This window comes from Aeromonas sp. LsrichE-8G (genome assembly GCF_022869435.1).
GTDB lineage: Bacteria > Pseudomonadota > Gammaproteobacteria > Enterobacterales > Aeromonadaceae > Aeromonas > Aeromonas caviae.
In genome coordinates this window covers 1-614 of sequence record NZ_JALIHH010000279.1, presented here as the reverse complement: position 1 = coordinate 614, position 614 = coordinate 1, and the positions used below count along the sequence as shown (strand labels likewise).

Annotated in this window: 1 pseudogene; it reads left to right on the top strand. The window is 55.0% G+C overall.

The features are described from left to right. A pseudogene (locus MUW49_RS21240) lies at positions 1–614 on the top strand (IS1595-like element ISKpn3 family transposase); the annotation flags it as partial.

The window sequence follows — 614 nt, the reverse complement described above, 5'->3', positions numbered from 1 at the left end:
GGCTTGTCAGCGATGGAGCTAAAGCGCCAGTTGGGCGTCAAATATGACACCGCCTGGATGCTCAAGCACAAGCTGCTGCAAGCCATGAAAGAGTCCGATGACAAGCAGCCCATCAGCGGCATCATTCAGCTCGATGATGTCTACTGGGGTGGCGAGCGCCGTGGTGGCAAACGGGGTCGGGGCGCGGCAGGCAAGACGCCGTTTGTGGCAGCAGTGGCCCTGAACAAGGAAGGACATCCAATCAAGATGCGGATGACGGTGGTCGATGGTTTCAAAACCAAGTCCGTTGCTGATTGGGCAAAACGGCATATTGCCAGTGGTAGCGCGGTGATATCCGATGGATTGGCCTGTTTCAAAGCGGTCAAGGAGGCCAATTGTGAGCACCTGGGTGTTGTCACCGGGGGCAACCTGGACTGGCTGGATCATCCGGCATTCAACTGGGTAAACACGATGATAGGAAATGTGAAAAACTCGCTGCGGGGCAGTTGCCATACGCTCGGAGCGAAGCATTTACCAAGGCATCTTGCGGAATACTGCTTCCGGTTTAATCATCGTTTTGACCTCAAGAGCATGTTGGTTGAATTGGGGCATGCAGTCGTGGCAAGCCCTCCGAT